Origin of the sequence: Qipengyuania nanhaisediminis, from assembly GCF_900115585.1 — a bacterium.
Taxonomy (GTDB): Bacteria; Pseudomonadota; Alphaproteobacteria; order Sphingomonadales; family Sphingomonadaceae; genus Qipengyuania; species Qipengyuania nanhaisediminis.
Window position 1 is genome coordinate 47,124 of sequence record NZ_FOWZ01000001.1, and the last position, 17,478, is coordinate 64,601.

17 protein-coding genes are annotated in these 17,478 nt (G+C 62.0%); 12 read left to right on the plus strand and 5 right to left on the minus strand.

Translation table 11 applies throughout. The features are described from left to right. Positions 1-71: 71 nt before the first annotated feature. Entirely contained in the window at positions 72-1,256 is a 1,185-nt protein-coding gene (locus BM173_RS00295; RefSeq protein WP_090476254.1) for an LL-diaminopimelate aminotransferase, read from the minus strand. 160 nt (positions 1,257-1,416) lie between these two features. Here BM173_RS00295 and BM173_RS00300 point away from each other — a divergent pair, with 160 nt between their 5' ends. From BM173_RS00300 to BM173_RS00325, 6 genes are all read left to right on the plus strand, one after another. Beyond that, positions 1,417-3,294, plus strand: coding sequence for a PHA/PHB synthase family protein (locus BM173_RS00300; protein ID WP_090476256.1), 1,878 nt, complete (start codon positions 1,417-1,419; stop codon positions 3,292-3,294). A 118-nt stretch (positions 3,295-3,412) separates the two neighbouring features. Beyond that, a complete protein-coding gene (locus BM173_RS00305) occupies positions 3,413-4,243 on the plus strand; it encodes a phasin family protein (RefSeq protein WP_090476258.1) in 831 nt (276 codons plus the stop codon). Between the two features lie 209 nt (positions 4,244-4,452). After that, a complete protein-coding gene (gene clpS / locus BM173_RS00310; protein ID WP_090476260.1) occupies positions 4,453-4,818 on the plus strand; it encodes an ATP-dependent Clp protease adapter ClpS in 366 nt (121 codons plus the stop codon). 91 nt (positions 4,819-4,909) lie between these two features. Continuing rightward, positions 4,910-6,145: an LptF/LptG family permease gene (locus BM173_RS00315; protein ID WP_090476262.1), complete on the plus strand. Its 1,236-nt coding sequence runs from the start codon at positions 4,910-4,912 to the stop codon at positions 6,143-6,145. A 3-nt stretch (positions 6,146-6,148) separates the two neighbouring features. Continuing rightward, a complete protein-coding gene (lptG, locus tag BM173_RS00320; RefSeq protein ID WP_090476264.1) occupies positions 6,149-7,246 on the plus strand; it encodes an LPS export ABC transporter permease LptG in 1,098 nt (365 codons plus the stop codon). Next, positions 7,243-7,761, plus strand: a complete 519-nt coding sequence (locus tag BM173_RS00325) for a GNAT family N-acetyltransferase (protein ID WP_090476266.1) — start codon at positions 7,243-7,245, stop codon at positions 7,759-7,761. The genes lptG and BM173_RS00325 overlap by 4 nt, the downstream gene beginning before the upstream one ends. A gap of 6 nt (positions 7,762-7,767) precedes the next feature. On the opposite strand, the gene BM173_RS00330 is transcribed toward BM173_RS00325, so the two are convergent. After that, the gene (locus BM173_RS00330; RefSeq protein ID WP_090476268.1) at positions 7,768-8,862 is read right to left on the minus strand and encodes a fatty acid desaturase family protein; all 1,095 of its coding nucleotides are present in this window, start codon (positions 8,860-8,862) and stop codon (positions 7,768-7,770) included. A gap of 148 nt (positions 8,863-9,010) precedes the next feature. On the opposite strand from BM173_RS00330, the gene BM173_RS00335 reads away from it, so the two are divergent. Beyond that, positions 9,011-10,168, plus strand: coding sequence for a GNAT family N-acetyltransferase (locus tag BM173_RS00335; protein ID WP_090476270.1), 1,158 nt, complete (start codon positions 9,011-9,013; stop codon positions 10,166-10,168). 155 nt (positions 10,169-10,323) lie between these two features. After that, positions 10,324-10,725 carry a response regulator gene (locus BM173_RS00340; RefSeq protein WP_090476272.1) on the plus strand — a complete coding sequence of 134 codons (402 nt, stop codon included), beginning with the start codon at positions 10,324-10,326 and terminating at the stop codon, positions 10,723-10,725. Positions 10,726-10,959: 234 nt separating this feature from the next. Here BM173_RS00340 and BM173_RS00345 read toward each other — a convergent pair whose 3' ends face one another. Then, positions 10,960-11,706, minus strand: a complete 747-nt coding sequence (locus BM173_RS00345; protein ID WP_177201762.1) for a Crp/Fnr family transcriptional regulator — start codon at positions 11,704-11,706, stop codon at positions 10,960-10,962. A 144-nt stretch (positions 11,707-11,850) separates the two neighbouring features. Here BM173_RS00345 and BM173_RS00350 point away from each other — a divergent pair, with 144 nt between their 5' ends. Beyond that, positions 11,851-12,639 carry a response regulator gene (locus BM173_RS00350; RefSeq protein WP_090476277.1) on the plus strand — a complete coding sequence of 263 codons (789 nt, stop codon included), beginning with the start codon at positions 11,851-11,853 and terminating at the stop codon, positions 12,637-12,639. 104 nt (positions 12,640-12,743) lie between these two features. On the opposite strand, the gene BM173_RS00355 is transcribed toward BM173_RS00350, so the two are convergent. Continuing rightward, positions 12,744-14,420, minus strand: coding sequence for a CHASE domain-containing protein (locus tag BM173_RS00355; RefSeq protein WP_281247515.1), 1,677 nt, complete (start codon positions 14,418-14,420; stop codon positions 12,744-12,746). A 215-nt stretch (positions 14,421-14,635) separates the two neighbouring features. Between BM173_RS00355 and BM173_RS00360 the strand changes: the two genes are divergently transcribed. The 3 genes from BM173_RS00360 to BM173_RS00370 are packed head-to-tail and all read left to right on the plus strand — an operon-like array spanning position 14,636 to position 16,654. After that, positions 14,636-14,818 (plus strand): NepR family anti-sigma factor, encoded by a 183-nt coding sequence (locus tag BM173_RS00360; protein ID WP_090476279.1) that lies wholly within the window; start codon positions 14,636-14,638, stop codon positions 14,816-14,818. Then, positions 14,818-15,426 carry a sigma-70 family RNA polymerase sigma factor gene (locus BM173_RS00365; protein WP_090476281.1) on the plus strand — a complete coding sequence of 203 codons (609 nt, stop codon included), beginning with the start codon at positions 14,818-14,820 and terminating at the stop codon, positions 15,424-15,426. The genes BM173_RS00360 and BM173_RS00365 overlap by 1 nt, the downstream gene beginning before the upstream one ends. Before the next feature lie 52 nt (positions 15,427-15,478). Further along, positions 15,479-16,654 carry an AI-2E family transporter gene (locus BM173_RS00370; RefSeq protein WP_090476283.1) on the plus strand — a complete coding sequence of 392 codons (1,176 nt, stop codon included), beginning with the start codon at positions 15,479-15,481 and terminating at the stop codon, positions 16,652-16,654. Positions 16,655-16,710: 56 nt separating this feature from the next. Here BM173_RS00370 and BM173_RS00375 read toward each other — a convergent pair whose 3' ends face one another. Then, positions 16,711-17,322: a superoxide dismutase gene (locus BM173_RS00375; RefSeq protein WP_090476284.1), complete on the minus strand. Its 612-nt coding sequence runs from the start codon at positions 17,320-17,322 to the stop codon at positions 16,711-16,713. Positions 17,323-17,478: the final 156 nt, after the last annotated feature.

The following is a 17,478-nucleotide window of genomic DNA, read 5'->3' on the forward strand; positions in this document are numbered from 1 at the left end:
CTGTCTCCTACGGCCTCCCGTCGACTTACCCAATATGAAAGGTTTATGCCCGTCCCAATCCGGACGAATACCTAGCGGGCGTGCTCGGCCAGGAATCGCTTTACGTTACGCGCTGCCTGCCGGATGCGCTGCTCGTTCTCGACCATGGCGATGCGGACATATCCCTCGCCCTCCTCGCCGAAGCCCACGCCGGCCGCGACGGCAACTTCGGCATGCTGGAGCAGCTGCTTCGAGAACTCGAGGCTGCCCATATGTTCGAAACCCGGCGGCAGCTTGGCCCAGGTAAACATACTGGCAGGCGGTGTAGGGATCTCCCAGCCCGCCCGTGTGAAGCTTTCGACCATGACATCGCGGCGGGCCTGATAGCGTGCGCGGTTCTGGGCGATCACGTCTTCCGGCCCGTTGAGTGCGGCACAGGCAGCCGCCTGCACGGGCGTGAAAGCGCCATAATCGAGATAGCTTTTCACGCGCGTCAGCGCCGCGATCAGTTTCTGGTTGCCGACGCAGAACCCGATCCGCCAGCCCGCCATGGAAAAGGTCTTCGACATGGAGGTAAACTCCACCGCGACGTCCTTGGCACCCGGCACCTCCAGGATCGAGCGCGTCGGTTTGCCGTCATAGTAAAGCTCGGAATAGGCGAGGTCGGACAGCACCCAGACCTCGTTTTTCTTCGCCCAGGCCACCAGCCGTTCGTAGAATTCGAGATCGACCGTCTCGGCCGTCGGATTGCTGGGATAATTGCACACCAGCACGGTGGGGCGCGGCACCGTATAGGCCATCGCATTGTCGAGCGCGCGCCAGTAATGTTCGTCCGGCGTCGTCGGCACGCTGCGGATCGTCGCCCCGGCGATCATGAAGCCGTAGGTGTGGATCGGATAGGCCGGGCTCGGGGCAAGGATCACATCGCCCGGCGCGCTGATGGCCGTCGCCATCGAGGACAGGCCCTCTTTCGAGCCCATCGTGACGACCACTTCCCGTTCGGGATCGAGCTCGACCCCGAAACGGCGCTGGTAGTAATTTGCCTGGGCGCGGCGCAGGCCGGGAATACCCTTCGACTGCGAATAGCCGTGCGCATCGGGCTTGGCCGCGACTTCGCACAGCTTGTCGATCACATGCTGCGGAGGTGGCTGGTCGGGATTGCCCATGCCGAGGTCGATGATGTCGCGACCCGCCTGACGTGCCGCGTGGCGCATCGCATTGACCTCTGCGATGACATAGGGCGGCATACGTTTGATGCGGTAGAATTCGTCGGACATTCATTGCTCCTGCGACGCCGGCCTTAACGCTGGCCGAAAGTGATTTGCGTCGTCACATTGATTACCTATTCACGATGCAAGCGCAAAGCCGCTCGCTATCACAAGTGTGCGAATTATCGTGTAAGTGACTAAAGACGCGCTTCGACGCCAGAGGATTGCCATGACCGATACGCCCGATCCCTTCACCAATATGTACGAAGGCCCCGCCAAGCTAAAGCGCGCCATGTTCGCGCCGATGATGGGAACGATGGACGCGGCCAAGGGGATCGACGGCGCAGTATCGCCCGAAGATGCAAAGCATTGGGCAGAAGTCGGGGCCAAGCTTCAGGCCATGTGGCTGCAGTACCAGTCGGAACAACTCGCCAACCCTCAGGCGCTGGTGCCCTATTTCGATCCCGCGCGCTGGATGGCGCTGGCGACCGACTGGTATCAGAAGATGCCGCTGGCGCAGGCCGAACAGCAGAAAGCCCTGATGGAAGAGGGCATGCGCCTGTGGGAAGACGTGCTGGGCCAGTACGGCCTTGGCCCCAAGGCAGCGGAAAAGCACGGCGGCGAGGTCGAGCTGCCGCGCAAGGATCGCCGCTTCGCCGACGAGAAATGGCGCGCCCATCCCGCCTACGCCCTGATCCACCAGACCTATCTGTTCCTGGCCGAACGCGTTGCGGAAATGGTCGAGAAGGCGGACAATCTCAATCCGCAGCAGCGCGAGCAATTGCGCTTCACCACCAAGGCAATCACCGAAGCGGCGAGCCCCGCCAATTTCCCGCTCCTCAATCCGGTGGTGATGGAGCGCACGCTGGAAACCCGCGGCGACAACCTCGTCAAGGGCATGGAGCACATGCTGGCCGACATGCGCCGGGGCCAGCTGTCGCACACCGATGCAAGCGCGTTCACCCTGGGCGAGAATATCGCCACCACGCCCGGCAAGGTGGTGCACGAGACCACGCTCTACCAGCTGATCCAGTATTCCCCCACGACCGACAAGGTCATGGAAACGCCGCTCATCATCTTCCCGCCGTGGATCAACCGGTTCTACATCCTCGATCTCAACGCGAAGAAGAGCTTCGTGAAATGGGCGGTCGACCAGGGCGTGACCGTTTTCATGGTCAGCTGGAAATCGGCCGACGCCAGCATGAAGGACGTGATCTGGGACGATTACGTGCGCGCGCAGATCGACGCGATCGACCATGTGCGCGAGCGGCTGGACGTGCCGAGCGTCCATGCGATCGGCTATTGCGTTGCCGGAACCACGCTGGCCGCCACGCTGGCGATCCTCCACCGCCGCGAGCAGGAGGACAAGGTCAGGAGCGCCACCTTCTTCACCGCCCAGGTCGATTTCGAGAAGGCGGGCGAACTGCTCAATTTCATCGACGACCAGCAGCTGGCCGCGATCAAGGGCCTGTCGCCCGACGGCTATCTCGACGGGCGCTACATGGCCGCGACCTTCAACCTGCTGCGCGGCACGGACCTGATCTGGAACTACGTGGTCAACAACTACCTGCTGGGCGAAGATTATCCGGCTTTCGACCTTTTGCACTGGAACGGGGACGTCACCAATCTTCCCGCCAAGTGGCACCAGCAGTATTTGCGCGACCTCTATCGCGACAACCGGCTGGTCGAAGGCGACGCGCTGACGGTCGACAATACGCCGGTCGATCTCGGCCGGGTGAACACCCCCACCTATGTACAGGCGGGCAAGGAAGACCACATTGCGCCGGCCGAAAGCGTCTGGCGGATCACCGAACATTTCGGCGGGCCCTTGCGCTTCGTGCTGGCCGGGTCGGGCCATATCGCAGGCGTGGTCAATCCGCCCTCCTCCGGCAAGTACCAGTACTGGACCAATGACGGCTCACCCCGCAGCCTCGCCGAATTCCGCGAGGGAGCGGAAGAGCATCCGGGAAGCTGGTGGCCGGACTGGATCGACTGGCTGCGCGAACAGGACGGCGAAACCGTGCCTGCGACCGGCAAACGAAAGCCGGGCGGAAAGGGCGACAAGGTCATCGAAAACGCGCCGGGACGCTACGTCGCCACCCGCTAATTGCGGTATAACCTGCTGAAAACACGCCTCGTCGCGACTTATTGTGCACTGCACAAAAAATCCTTGACTTCGCAGTTGCAATGCCTATTTTGTGCACTGCAACAAAACGAGGTTTCCCATGGCTGACAGCCAGAGCAAAATTGACGCCGCCGCAGAGAAGGCATTTGCCGACGCAGCGGAAAAGAAGGCTGCTGATGCGGCCAAGGGCGAAGTGAACGTAAAGGCCGTCGAAAAGGCAGTCGAAGCGGACACGAGTGCACCGGTCAAGGCAGACAAGGTCGCCAAGGCCGTTGCCGCACCTGCAAAGAAGAAGCCGGTCGCCAAGAAGAAGGCCGCTCCGGCCAAGGCCAAGAAGGTCGCTGTTAAGAAGGCACCGGCCAAGAAGAAGGCCACTGTGAAGAAGGTCGCCGCCAAGAAGGCAGCGCCTGCGAAGACCAAGGCCGCAGCCAAGAAGCCCGCGACCGCTACCACCCCGATTTCCAAGTTGAAGGATACCATCATGGCCACTGCCAAGAACGCAAAGACCACCGATTACACCGCCAAGGCGAAGGAAGTTGCTGCCGACGTGCAGACCCGTGCCAAGGCCGCTTACGACAAGGGTGCCGAAATGACCCAGGACGTCGTCGAATTCCAGAAGGGCAACTTCGAAGCCCTCGTCGAATCCGGCAAGATCCTCGCCAACGGCATGCAGGACATGGGCCGCACCTATGTCGAAGAAGCCAAGTCGGCTGCCGAAACCGTCCAGGGCGACGTCAAGAAGTTCGCTGCGATCAAGTCGCCGACCGAACTCTTCCAGCTCCAGGGTGAAATCGCACGTCGTAACTTCGACGCGATGGTTTCGACCACTTCGAAGAACACCGAAGCCATGGTCAAGCTGGCCAACGAAGCTTTCGCTCCGCTTTCGAGCCGCTTCAGCCTCGCTGCCGAAAAGGTCCGCAAGGCTGCCTAAGGCAAACTGACTTCAATCCGCCGGGCTCTCTCTCCTCTCTCCCTCGCCCGGTGGTTGGACAGGACGGGTCGGACGACATCACTGTCGTTCGGCCCGTTTCCTTTTTCGGGCCAGTAGGCGCGCGTTTCGACGTTTTCTTAACCCGCGACGGCGCACGGGGAGACTGACGCCTTGCGATTTGGTGAAACGATACGATATTGCCGCTTCTGATGACCGACTACACCGCCTTCCCCGCTATCCGCGCCGCTAATGGCGACGACGACGATACCCGCGAGGGCGAAGGCCAGACCGGTCTCGCGACCAAGACCCGCACCAAGCCCAAGAAGCCGAGCCAGTACAAGGTCCTGCTGCTGAACGACGATTACACGCCGATGGAATTCGTCGTGATCGTGCTGAAGCGCTTCTTCCGCATGAACATGGAAGAAGCGACCCGCGTCATGCTCCACGTCCACCAGAAAGGTGTCGGCGTCTGCGGCGTCTTTCCCTATGAAGTGGCGGAGACCAAGGTGAACCAGGTGATGGATTTCGCCCGCGAGAACCAGCACCCGCTTCAGTGCACGCTCGAAAAGGCCTGACAGCCATTCCCCTCCTCCTTTCCGGTAGGGCATGACGAGAGGGTAATTTCTCGCTAGAGCCGCCCTCAACGCCCAAGAAACCGGAAACCGCGTGCTCAATTTCCTTCCCGCCATCGACCGCTATATCTTCCGGCTGGTGATCGTGCCGATGCTGGGCGTCTTCGCCCTCGCGGCATCGCTGCTCACCCTCGACAAGATGCTGCGCTTGCTCGATTTCGTGGCGGTGGAAGGCGGGCCGATTGGTGTCGTCTTCAAGATGCTGGCGACGCTCGTTCCCGAATATGCCAGCCTCGCGATCCCGCTGGGCCTGCTGCTCGGCATCCTCCTTGCTTTCCGCAAGCTAGCCACCACGAGCGAGCTCGACGTCTTCCGCGCGGTCGGCCTCAGTTACGGCCGCCTCCTGCGGGTGCCCTACATCATCACCATGGTCTTCATGGCCATCAACGTGGCGCTGGTATTCTTCGTCCAGCCTGTCAGCCGCTTCACATACGAGCGCCTCGAATACGAGCTTCGCTCCGGCGCTCTCGGAGCCTCGATCAAGGTGGGCGAGTTCACCACGCTCGCTGACCGCATGGCGCTGCGCATCGAGGAAAGCGAAGACGACGGCCGCCGCCTGATCGGCATTTTCGCGCGCGTCGCCAACGACAAGGGGCAGGTGCTGTCGATCTCTGCGCGCGAAGGCTCCTTCCTCGCCACGACCGACGATCCCGACACGATCATTCTGCGCCTCACCGAAGGCACCATCATCCAGGACACCGGGGGCCAGACGCCCCGTGTCCTAACTTTCACCCGCCACGACCTGCCCATCGACCTGCCTGCGATCGAGGAATTCAGGGCGCGCGGCGAGGACGAGCGCGAATACATCCTGCCCGAATTGCTGCGCATCGGTTGGGCCGACAACCAGACCGAGGACAAGCGCGACGCCAGCCAGGCCAGCTTCAATTTCCGCCTGGTCGAGGTGGTGATGATGGCGCTGATGCCGCTGCTCGCCGTCGCACTCGGCATACCGCCAAAGCGATCGACCAGCGCGCTGGGCGTCTTCCTGTCGATCATCATGGTCGTCGCCTATCACAAGATAAACCAGTACGGAGAGGACGTGGCCGCACTTGGCCTTGCCGATCCGATCCTTGCCCTGTGGGGACCATTCGTGGTCTTCGCCGCGCTGATATTGTGGATGTACTGGCGCGTGGCCTTCGTGCCGGGCGGACAGGCGATCGGCGCGCTGGAAAACTGGTTCGCAAAGATTTCCAAGAAGATCGGCAAGCTGTTCAGGCGCAAGCGCCGACACCATGTCCACACGGACGACGATCTGGCGGCGGAGGGCTGATCGATGCAACTCGACTTCTTCCCCTCGCGCACGCTGACGCTCTACCTCGCGAAACTGTTCGTGGTCCGCATCCTGGCGGTGTTGGTCATGCTGGTGCTGGTGCTGATGATGCTCGACCTGCTGTCGAACAGCGGCAAGATCCTGGCGGTCGAAGGCAACGGCCAGGGCGAATTGCTGACTTATGCCAGCCTCAGGATACCGCAGCTGATCCAGCGCTTCCTGCCCTATTCGGTGCTGCTGGCAACACTCATCTCGCTGGTCACGCTCAACCAGAACAGCGAGGTTATTGCCATGAAGGCGGCCGGATTGTCCGCCCACCAGGTGCTTGCCCCGCTGCTGCTGACGGCGCTGGTCGTGGCCGGCTTCAGCTTCGCCTTCAACGAGCGTCTGGTGACGCGCGCAACGGCGACCCTCAAGGCGTGGGAAGCGGCGGAATACGGGCCTATTCCGGAAGAATCGAACGTGCGCGCCAATGTCTACCTGACCGATGGCGAAAACGTGATGACCGCCGCCCAACTGGCCGGACGCGGCAATGCCATCGCCATGCGCAAGGTCACTTTCTATCGTCGCAACGCAGAAGGCGCGATCCTCGAACAGATCGTCGCGGACCGCGCCACCTACGCGGCGCCGGGCTGGAAGCTGGAAGGTATCGAACGCTTCGAAGTGGCCACGGCCAATTACGCCACGGGTGACGAGATCGTTGTGGGTGAAGGCCTCACCCCCGACCAGATCGACCTTGCCCGGATCGATCCCGATGCCGTGCCCTTCTGGGAGCTGGGCCCGACCATCGACGCCTATGAAGAAGCTGGCAGGCGCACGGGCGAAATGCGTGCGAAGTGGTGGCACAAGCTGTCCGGCCCGCTGTCTTCGTTCCTCATGCCTCTGCTCGGCGCAGTGGCCGCCTTTGGACTGGCGCGATCGGGCCAGCTTTTCGTGCGCGCCCTGATCGGGATGGCGCTGGGCTTTGCCTATTTCGTGGTCGACAACGCCGCGCTGGCGATGGGCAATTTCGGCGGGTATCCGCCCTTCCTCGCCGCCTGGGCGCCCTTCTTCCTCTTCCTCCTGATCGGTGAAACCGTCCTGATCCGGACCGAGGAATGACCGGCTGGAGCATCCGGCTCGCAAAGCCGGAAGATGCCGAGCACCTGCCAGCCATCGAACGCGCGGCCGGCAGGCTCTTCCTGGAAGTGGACGGCCTCACCGGCATAGCCGATATGGACCCGATCCCGGCGGACGCGCAGCGCGCCATGATCCGCAAGGGGCATTGCCTGGTGGCCGAAAGCGACGGGCGCATCGTCGGTTTCCTGTCGACCCAGCCGCACCGCCGCGAACTGCACATCCGCGAGCTTTCGGTTCACCCCGACATGCAGGGGCAGGGGATCGGCGCAGTGCTGCTGCGGGCCATCGGCGTCGATGCGCTCAACAGCGGGTTTGCCGCGCTCACGCTGACGACCTTTACCGACGTGGCATGGAATGCGCCCTTCTATGCGCGGCTGGGTTTCGAGACGGTCGAGGACCTCGATGCCCATCCGCGCTTGAAAGCCGATATCGAGCAGGAGGTCGCGCACGGCCTCCCGCGCGAGCGACGCTGCGCGATGATCAGGTTTTTAGACTGAGGGCGCTCAGCCCTTGCGGCCACCCATCGTGCTGCGGGCAATGCGCGCGACCAGCACGCCCATCCCGGCGTGGTTCGCACCGTGATAGGTCGATTCCGTGCCGAGTTCGCGCACGAGGCGGCGGTGCGCTTCGGGCAACGAGTGGTAGGGCATCGACGGCATGAGGTGGTGCAGCGCGTGATAGCGCAAGCCCACCGGGGCCCAGATTTCGGCGATAACACCCGGCGGCGGCACATTCACGCTGTCCAGGAACTGCGCAGTGACAGTCATGGCCTCGCCCTCGTTCTCCCACAGATGCGCGACCAGCGTACGCAGCTGGTTGAGCAGTGCGACGACGGAGGCAACGCCCAGGGCGAAGAGCAGCGGTTTCCAGCCGAAGGCGAAGACGCTGGCGATCAGCATCCACGACCAGATGAATCCGCCCAGCTCCAGCAGCATGACCCGCGGACGTAGGTCGCCTTCGGGCGGGCGACGGCGGAATTCCGGATTGATCGCCAGCGCGCTGGCGCGCTGCCAGGTCAGGCGGCGGATCGGAGGGATGATCGCGCCCAGCGGCACGAGCACCGCAAAGCGGAACAGCAATGCCACCGGCGCAAGGATCGCGATAATGACGAACAGCGGCAGGCTCCACGGTTTCATCAGGGCGAGCGGGAGGTATTCCGGATCCTCGACCGTGCCGTATTGGGTGCGCTTGTGGTGCAGCGTGTGCACCTGCTCGTACATGAAGGACGGCGTCAGCATCGGGATGCCGACCAGCGCGTTCCACGCTCCGCGGAAACCGGGCAGTGCCCCGTTCCGGAAGTGCGAGATTTCGTGGATGAACAGAAGTGCGCGATAAAGCGCCAGCACCGATACGATCGACAGGACGACTGCCAGCGCGGTGCTCTGCGTCAGGATGGCCCCTGCAAGCGAGCCGTAACCCAGCAGTGCCGAGCCGACCATGTCGGTCCAGTAGATCGAAGCACGGTGTTCGGCGATATCCTTGGTCAAATCGCGCGCACCGCGCAGCATCGCCTTGTCGTCGGCGATTTGCGAATGCCAGCCGCGCATATCGCGCGAAGGCGCAGGATTTGCAGCAGGAATTGTCTGTTCAGCGTTCATGGTCGTTTCCTGGGGGGGAGCCTTAGTGGATCGGCGCGAAAAATGACAGCCTCGGGTCTCGATCATAGTGATCGACCGCGCGCGATTCCTTGACAAAGATCATGTGCCATACGCAGGGCTAACCCCGGCTGAACAAGGGAAGTGCTGCGTGGCTGACCAGAATATCGTGATCGTAGAGGCAAATGACAAGAAAGGCCGCGCTGCCTTTGTCGACCTGGGGCGGGAATTTGCCGCGCGGGAGCCGCATTTCGTCCCGCAACTACGCTCCGAGCAGCTGGAACTGGTCAATCCAGCGAAAAACCCGTTTTTCGAGCATGCCGACGTCCAGCTTTTCATTGCCCGCCGAGACGGAAAGCCCGTCGGACGGATTTCGGCACATATCGACCATCTTGCTCTCGAGCTGCCACGCGAACAGGGCATGGGACCCGGGACCGGCCTGTTCGGCTATTTCGATGCCGAGGACGAGGCCGTGGCCAGCGCCCTTCTGGCCAGGGCCGAGGAATGGCTGCGCTCACGCGGGATGACGCGTGTGCTGGGCCCGATTTCCCTGTCGATCTGGGAAGAACCGGGGCTGCTCGTGACCGGCCAGGACCACCCGCCGATGATCATGATGGGACACCATCCGGCGCATTATGCGCAGTGGATCGAACAGGCGGGATTTAGCGAAGCGAAGCGCCTCCTCACCTACGATCTCGATGTGCAGCAGGAATTCCCGCCCCTGATCCGCCGCATCGTCAAATCGGGCGAACGCAACGAGCGCATCCAGGTGCGCAAGGTCGACAAGTCGAAGTGGGACGAGGAAGTCGAGACGATCCTCCATATCCTCAACGATGCCTGGTCGAACAACTGGGGCTTCATCCCCTTCACCGAGGCCGAGATCGCCCATGCGGGCAAGAAGCTGAAGCCGATCATCCATGAAGACCTCAACATGGTCGCCGAACTGGACGGCAAGCCGGTCGCATTCATGCTCACCTTCCCGGACATCAATCGCCCGCTGAAGGAAATCGGCGGCAAGCTGCTGCCGTTCGGCTGGTTCAAGCTGCTGCGCTGGCTCAAGAAGCCCAAGCAGGCCGATATGCGCGTGCCGCTGATGGGGGTCCTCAAGGAACTGCACAATTCGCGCCTCGCCAGCCAGCTTGCCTTCATGATGATCAGCGAAATCCGCGATGTGGCCGCGACCAAATACAAGGCCCGCCGCGGCGAGATCGGGTGGATTCTCGACGACAACCAAGGGATGAAGGCGATCGCCGATGCAATCGACAGCCGGGTGAACCGCGAATACGTGGTCTACGAAAAGGCACTGTAGTCCCGAAATCGTTGCGCCGGGGCAACTATGCGCCTGATTGTGTTGCCGGTGGGAACCGGTTGGCCGCTTCGTCCTTTCGAGAATAGGCGCCGAATTCACGGGCCTAACAACCGGGACCGAACATCATCGCACGCGCGCCATCATCTACCTGCAAAATGCCAGAACATGTCCTTGTCGTGGAAGACGAGGCCATTCTTGGCGTGATGCTTGAAGACGCGCTCGAGGCTGCGGGGGTCAAACAGGTGGAAATCTGTTCGACGACCGACACGGCGCTCGAGGCTCTGCGCCGCAAGCAGCCCGACGCGATCGTCCTCGACGTGCACCTCGCCGACCGCGACGACGGCTGGGCCATAGCGGAGCTTGTGAGGGCACTGGGTCCCGACAGCCCCCGAATCATCTTCTCGACCGGCCAGCCCAAGGACATTCCCGAACACATCGCCGAAATGGGCAGCGTTCTCGAAAAGCCCTACGATCCGGCCGTATTGGTCGACGTGCTGTGCCAGCCGGAAAAGCGCGGCATGATTTCGCGCCTGCGCGGCGCCTTGCGCCCCGGCTGACTTCTTCCCGTTAATCGACCAAGAACTAGCGGCAGGTCAGACCTGCCTGTTTTTTGTCGGTTAGAGACCGCCAAGAAAAAAGGCCTCCGCTCTCTTGGAGCGAAGGCCTTTCGGGATCGTATCACCAGCCGCTTGGACGGGAGGGGGGTCTCGGCGGTGACATAGTAGAAATGTCTCGACGGGAATGGGGTTCCCCGCCCATCAAAATTTTTTGCATTTTTTTCTTCCGCGGTTTCAGACGAAGGGTCGATGCGCCTTTTCGGACCGCTCGAAACTGGCGAATTTCGCCGCCTCGGCCATGTCCGGGACGCAGATTTCGCGGGAGCTCCATTCGACCAGCCCGTCGCGGTCAAGCGACTTGATCGTACGGTTCGTGTGCACCAGCGACAGGCCCAGCATGTCCGCGATCTGGGACTGGGTGATGGCCATGGACAGCTTGTTGCCTTCGCGCGCGATGCCGGTGGCAAGCGCACGGTCGAGCAGCCATGCAGCGAGGTAGACGACCCGCTCGCGCGCGCTGCGCTGGCCAAGCGATACGATATGGCCCTCCAGCGCATTCTCTTCCTTGGCCGCCAGCCAGGTAATGTCGAAGCCGAGCCGCGGGTGCTCCTTGATAAGGTGCACGAAGTCGGAACGGCGGAAACGGCACAGGCGCAGTGGCAAGACCGCCTCGACCGAATGGCTCAGCGGTTCGTCGAAAGCGCCCTGCAGGCCGATGAGATCGCCTGGGAACATGAAGTTGATGATCTGGCGCCGGCCATCTTCCAGTTCGAGATAGCGAATGGCCACTCCGTCCAGGACGGTGAACAGGTGGTCGGTCTCATCGCCTTCCTTGAGAACTATGTCGCCGCGCTCGCAGCTGAATTCAGCTTCCTTGACCGACTGCATATATGCCAGCTGTGCATCGTCGAGCGGGCGCAGTCCGGGACAGTCCTGGAGCGGGCACTCCTGACACGCATAGGGTTCAGCAATCTCGAACACTCGCACCCCCCTCATTAACCCTCATGAAGGGCCACTTCGTCGCTTCGATTGAAACATTTGTCAAACATCATGATTTCCCGGCTGGAACTAGGAACCGTTCTCTTGGCGGCGCGTTCAATGCGCGCAAACCACGGAAGGGGTTATATGTCGCTTGGTGACCAAATCGCGAAAAACCTGCCTTACCTGCGCCGTTATGCGCGGGCACTTACCGGATCTCAGGCAACCGGTGACGCGTTCGTACGCGCAACCTTGGAGGCCGCTCTGGCCGACGACGACCTGAAGGCGTCGCTGGAGGGTGGCCGCGTCCCCCTCTATCGCGCATTCAACAAGGTCTGGTCGAGCGCCTACCTCGATGTTCAGGAGCCTTCGGGCGACGATCACGAAGGTGCGGCGCAGGATCGACTCAAATCGATCACACCGCTCAACCGGCAGGCCCTGCTGCTTACGACGCTGGAAGATTTCTCCGTCGAACAGGCCAGCGAGATCATGGAAGTAGAACCTTCCGAGATCGAAAGCCTGGTGCAGGAAGCGGTCAGCGAAATCGATCGCGAAAGTTCGACCAGCGTCCTCATTATCGAGGACGAACCGCTCATCTCGATGCAGCTGGAAGATCTCGTCACGTCGCTGGGCCACGAAGTGTGCGGCACTGCCGCCACCCGTACGCAAGCCCAGGAAGTTGTCGCCCAGAAGACGCCTGGCCTGGTCCTCGCCGATATCCAGCTGGCCGACGGTTCGTCGGGCCTCGATGCGGTCGACGACATCCTGGCGATCGACAGCGTGCCGGTGATCTTCATCACGGCTTATCCCGAGCGCCTGCTGACAGGCGATCGTCCCGAACCGACGTATCTGGTGACCAAGCCGTTCCAGGAACAGACGGTGCGTGCTGCCATCAGCCAGGCCCTGTTCTTCGGATCCAGCCGCCCGCTCGGCTGACAGGACCAAACGTCAAACAAGAGCGCCGCCCGGACCATCGTCCCGGCGGCGTTTTTGTGCGCTGTTGCAGCAAGGACCACCGGCGGCAGGACCGCTGGTCGAACCTATTCCTTTTCGAGTTGGACGGGCGGGCTCCGCAGCGCGAACTCGCTCGGCTCGCGGACCGGCACCAGCAATTTGCAGCGCACGCCCGTCGGCAGGAAATCCAGTTCCACCGGGTGGCGCAATTCGTGTGCGACGATCTTCTCGATCAGGTCCGTGCCGAAGCCGCGCTTGGTCGGCTCGGTGACGCGCGGCCCGCCACTTTCGGACCAGTCTATCCTGGCAAGGTTCTCGCTGATGAGCGTCCAGACAATCGCGACCTTCCCACCGCTCGTACTCAGCGCGCCATACTTGGCGGCATTGGTCGCCAACTCGTGAAGCGCCAGGCCGAGCGAGAGCGCATCATTGGGCGCAAGCTCGACTTCCGGACCCTCGATCACCAGCTCGTGATCCTGGTCGTTGGCATAGGGGGCAAGCTCTACCTCGATCACCGACCGGATCGGAGTGGTCCCCCATTCGGACTGGGTGAGCAGGTCGTGCGTAGCCGACAAAGCCCGGATTCTCTGGTCGATCCCTTCGGCAAATTCATCCAGATCGTCTGCCCGGCGGCGCGTCAGCGAAACGATGGAGAGCACATTGGCGAGGGTATTTTTCACGCGGTGATTAAGCTCACGCGTCAGCGAATTGCGGATCGAATTCTGTTCGGCAAACCATTCAAGAGACTTGCTGTCTTCCTGCGCCTGCTGGGTCAGGAGACGCGCGACGATCAGCAGCAGGCTGGCGACGGCTAGACCGAACAGCAGGGTGATCATCGAAAGCGGCGACAGCGTATTGTCGCGGACTGCCTGGACGACGACCCGCATTTCCCGCCCTGCGAGGTCGACTTCGCGCTCGACGAACGGGCGATCGGCGACCCAGCCCTCGCGCTCCGCGATAAGGAACCGGCCCTCGTCGCCTACGTCGAACAATCTGATCGGCGTTTCCTCGATCGACACCAGTTCTGCAGCCGAGGTCAGAAACTGCTCCGCGTTGAAAGGGCTGTAGACGAAGCCTTTCAGGCTGCGGTTACTGATACCGCCCTCGAAAACCGGCATGTAGATGAGGAAGCCCGGCCGCTCTTCACCGCCCTCCTGCATGAGGGTTACGCGCCCGGTAGCCGTCGGCCGCCCGGTCCGCGTCGCCTCGTCCAGCGCCTTGCGGCGTACCGGTTCGGAATACATGTCGAAACCGATTGCCCGCCTGTTGCGCAAGGTATCGGGCTGCAGGAACATGACCGGGACCAGCTGCTCTCGCGGTTCACTGATGGCGCTTGGCGTGATCCTGACCGAATACAGCTTGCCTTCGTTCAGTATGGCTTCGGTTGCTGCTATTTCCCCGGCTCCGATTGCCGGAGCCCAGCCAATCCCCTCAGCGCCGCGATAATCGGAATCGAGCCTGAGTTCGGCCACGAACTGCCTGAAAGTCTCCGCGTTGACCTGCTCCTGCGAACCGAACAGGGCGCCTGCTGCCCTGAGGAATGCGGAGTTGGAGTAGCCCCGCCGTTCGATCGCAAAGGCCATTGCCTGTGCTTTCCGGTTCAGGTCGGCCTCTTCGCGAATGCGCTGTCCGCTTTCGATCGCGAACACACTTAGCGCTGTGACTGCGGCAACGAGAGCGAAAATGGCGAGAGGCACGGCGCGCGGGTAGTCGACCAGCCAGCGCTGGCGCACCTTCTTGCGCATGAGTTTGTCCTCAACCACCTCTAAGCCCCGTCTCGTATTGCGGTCTGCCCCCTAATATCCTTCGGGAAAGGGTTGGTTCCGGACGATTGGCCGGGGTGGCATATTTATATCGTCCGGTGTGGAACCCGATTCCTCCTGCGACGTTACGGGTGCACTAGAGGGATTGTAACCAGCGACATGGCCGAACCTACCGGGCACTCCCGTCGCGAGGACAAGGACGTATTTTTAGCAAGATGACTTCTCCTGCACCTTCCGAAGGAAAGCTGCCCAAGGGTAACGACCGGACGTCGACAAGTAAGAAGGAAAGCCAGCCCGAGTGGGCCAATGGCTTGCGCCAGCTTTACGACTCCGTTGTGGACGAGCCGCTTCCTGATACATTCAAGGACCTCCTGTCGAAATTGGACTCGAAGGACTGATGGGAAGTGAGAAGCGGACGGCTTCCGAAAAAGCCGACTTCAAACGCGAATTGACCGAGGTCGTCCCGCACCTTCGCGCCTTTGCGCGCGGCCTTTGCGGCCGTGCCGATATGGCCGACGATCTGGTGCAGGAAACGCTGCTCAAGGCTTGGGCTGCGCAGGAACGCTTCCAGCCCGGCACAAGCATGCGGGCGTGGACCTTCGTGATCCTGCGCAATGCCTATCTGACCGACATGCGCCGCAATCGCTTCCGCGGCGAATACGACGAGACGGTTGCCGAGCGCGTGCTGACCGCACCTGCGGGACAGGAGGAGCCGATCCACCTTTCGGACATGCACCGTGCCCTGCTGACGCTGCCGCCGGAGCGGCGCGAAGCCCTGCTGCTCGTCGGCGCGGGCGGCTTCTCCTACGAAGAGGCAGCGAATATCTGCGGCTGCGCCGTCGGCACCATCAAGAGCCGTGTCGGCCGTGCGCGTGCAACGCTCAACTCGATGCTCGCAGACGGATCGATCCCAAAGCGCTCGATCGACGACGACACCGCCCATCGCGCAATCCTGGAAGAGCTCGACGAAGTCGCCGCCGGCCAGGGCATGGCGTCACGCAACTGACGGGTAGTACCGCGCTTGTCCCGCCGACCGCTGCACGGCACATAGGCCAGACATGACCGACCAAGAGCCTGCACCGCCAACGCCGCCCCCGGTTCGCCGGCCGGGTCAGCGCAACGCGTTCGCGCAGCAGGAACTGCGGCTGATTTCGGCCCTGGTGCTGTTGCTTGGCGTGGGCCTGTTCCTCGCCCTGCCCTTCGTTCTGTCGATCGGGGCGATCGTTTTCCTACCCGTGGTCACCGCGGTGATCCTGACTGTCATCCTGTCTCCGCTGGCGGACAAGCTCAATGGCTGGGGTCTGCCCAATGCGCTCGCCTCGCTGGTTTCGCTGCTGGTCTTCTTTGCGATCCTGCTCCTCGCGCTCGCACTGATCCTGCAGCCTGCAATCACGCTTTTCGACGAATTGCCGGCACTGGTGCAACGTGTCGGCGAACGCTTCGGAGAATTGCAGGAGCGTTTTTCGTGGGTCGCCCAGGTCAATGACCAGCTGGCCGACCTGATGACCCGCGAAGGACAGCCGCGCGAAGTCGTCCTCGCTACGCCCAGCTTCCTCGAAGAGATCGCCTTCGCCACGCCGACGGTGGTGATCGAGGTGATCCTGACCCTCCTCATGGCGTTCTTCATGATCGAATCGCGCATTCGGCTGCGCCAGAAACTGCTGTTCGGGAGGACGAGCTTCGGGACCAGCATCAAGGCGGCGCGTGTGCTGCGCGAAGTGCAGGACCGGGTGGCCGCTTACATTCTCACTGTCGGCTGGATCAACGCGCTGGTCGGCGTGATCGTGGCGCTTGGCGCATGGGCGCTCGGCGTCGATGCCCCGATCATGTGGGGCGGACTTGCCGCCATTCTCAACTTCCTGCCCTATATCGGCCCGACGCTGATGGTCGGCCTGCTCGCGCTATTCGGGATCGGGACGGCGGACACGGTCCTGCTGGGCCTTGTCCCTGCCCTCGCCTATCTTGGTCTCCACACGATCGAGGCCAATGCCATCACGCCCTCCATCCTCGGCGCGCGGTTCACCATGAACCCGGTCATGATCCTGATCGCCCTGTCCTATTTCACCTGGATCTGGGGCGCGTTCGGGGCGTTGCTTTCAGTGCCGATCCTGCTGATGCTGACCGCCTTGTTCGACCATATCGGCAGGCCGAACTTGGTCGGCTTCATCTTCGGCGAGCCCCTGTTCACCGCCAGCGTCTTCAACGACGAGAGCGACGAGCAACCCTCTACCTGACACGAAAAAGCCCGCCGCACCGGAGTGCAGCGGGCCTTCCCTGTATCTTGCCGGACTTACGAGGGGTAGGTCCAGGTGGAGCCGCGCGACAGGTTGTCGTGGGCGAAGCTCCAGTTCAGCTTGCCGCTGACCGCGTCGAGATAGGCCGGACGCGCATTCTGGTGGTCGAGGTAATAGGCGTGCTCCCACAGGTCGATGACGAGCAGCGGGTTTACGCCCTCGTGATCGGCGAGCGTGTCGCCGTCATGGGTTTCTTCGATGGACAGCTTGCCGTTCTTTTCGGCGAGCCAGACCCAGCCGCTGGCGAAGTGACCTGCGCCGCGATCCTTGAGCTTGGACTTGAGTTCGTCGACCGAACCGAAGGACGCTTCGATCATGCTCTTGAGCTCATCGGAAATCGACGTTTCCGACGGAGCCATCGAGTGCCAGTAAAAACCGTGGTTCCAGCTCTGTGCGGAATTGTTGAACAGGCCCTGGTTGCTGTCACGCGCTGCGGCGATGACTTCTTCAAGGCTCTTGTCCGCAAGATCGGTGCCTTCGATCGCGGCATTGGTCTTGTCGATATAGGCCTGATGATGCTTGCCGTGGTGGTAGGACAGCGTCTTGGCGGACACGGCCGGCTCCAGCGCGGTGTCGTCGTAAGGCAGGTCGATCAGCTGAAATGCCATGAATGGATCCCCTTTTCGGTATTCGTGTTGAACTTTCGGTTTGCCCTGACAACGCATGGGCAGGCACGAGGTTGCATAGCGGCTTGGAAAAATGGCGCCATGGCTTTTATTCCGCATCAATCACGGCCAAGAGGCGGTCACAGACAAGGGAGCGCA

What these genes read in the sequence shown, in the direction of transcription:
- BM173_RS00295 (WP_090476254.1), bottom strand. Translation starts at nt 1,256, where the DNA reads ATGTCCGACGAATTCTACCGCATCAAACGTATGCCGCCCTATGTCATC.
- lptG (WP_090476264.1), top strand. Translation starts at nt 6,149, where the DNA reads ATGCAACTCGACTTCTTCCCCTCGCGCACGCTGACGCTCTACCTCGCG.
- BM173_RS00330 (WP_090476268.1), bottom strand. Translation starts at nt 8,862, where the DNA reads ATGAACGCTGAACAGACAATTCCTGCTGCAAATCCTGCGCCTTCGCGC.
- BM173_RS00365 (WP_090476281.1), top strand. Translation starts at nt 14,818, where the DNA reads ATGGGAAGTGAGAAGCGGACGGCTTCCGAAAAAGCCGACTTCAAACGC.
- BM173_RS00350 (WP_090476277.1), top strand. Translation starts at nt 11,851, where the DNA reads ATGTCGCTTGGTGACCAAATCGCGAAAAACCTGCCTTACCTGCGCCGT.
- BM173_RS00370 (WP_090476283.1), top strand. Translation starts at nt 15,479, where the DNA reads ATGACCGACCAAGAGCCTGCACCGCCAACGCCGCCCCCGGTTCGCCGG.
- BM173_RS00360 (WP_090476279.1), top strand. Translation starts at nt 14,636, where the DNA reads ATGACTTCTCCTGCACCTTCCGAAGGAAAGCTGCCCAAGGGTAACGAC.
- BM173_RS00340 (WP_090476272.1), top strand. Translation starts at nt 10,324, where the DNA reads ATGCCAGAACATGTCCTTGTCGTGGAAGACGAGGCCATTCTTGGCGTG.
- BM173_RS00300 (WP_090476256.1), top strand. Translation starts at nt 1,417, where the DNA reads ATGACCGATACGCCCGATCCCTTCACCAATATGTACGAAGGCCCCGCC.
- BM173_RS00375 (WP_090476284.1), bottom strand. Translation starts at nt 17,322, where the DNA reads ATGGCATTTCAGCTGATCGACCTGCCTTACGACGACACCGCGCTGGAG.
- BM173_RS00305 (WP_090476258.1), top strand. Translation starts at nt 3,413, where the DNA reads ATGGCTGACAGCCAGAGCAAAATTGACGCCGCCGCAGAGAAGGCATTT.
- clpS (WP_090476260.1), top strand. Translation starts at nt 4,453, where the DNA reads ATGACCGACTACACCGCCTTCCCCGCTATCCGCGCCGCTAATGGCGAC.
- BM173_RS00325 (WP_090476266.1), top strand. Translation starts at nt 7,243, where the DNA reads ATGACCGGCTGGAGCATCCGGCTCGCAAAGCCGGAAGATGCCGAGCAC.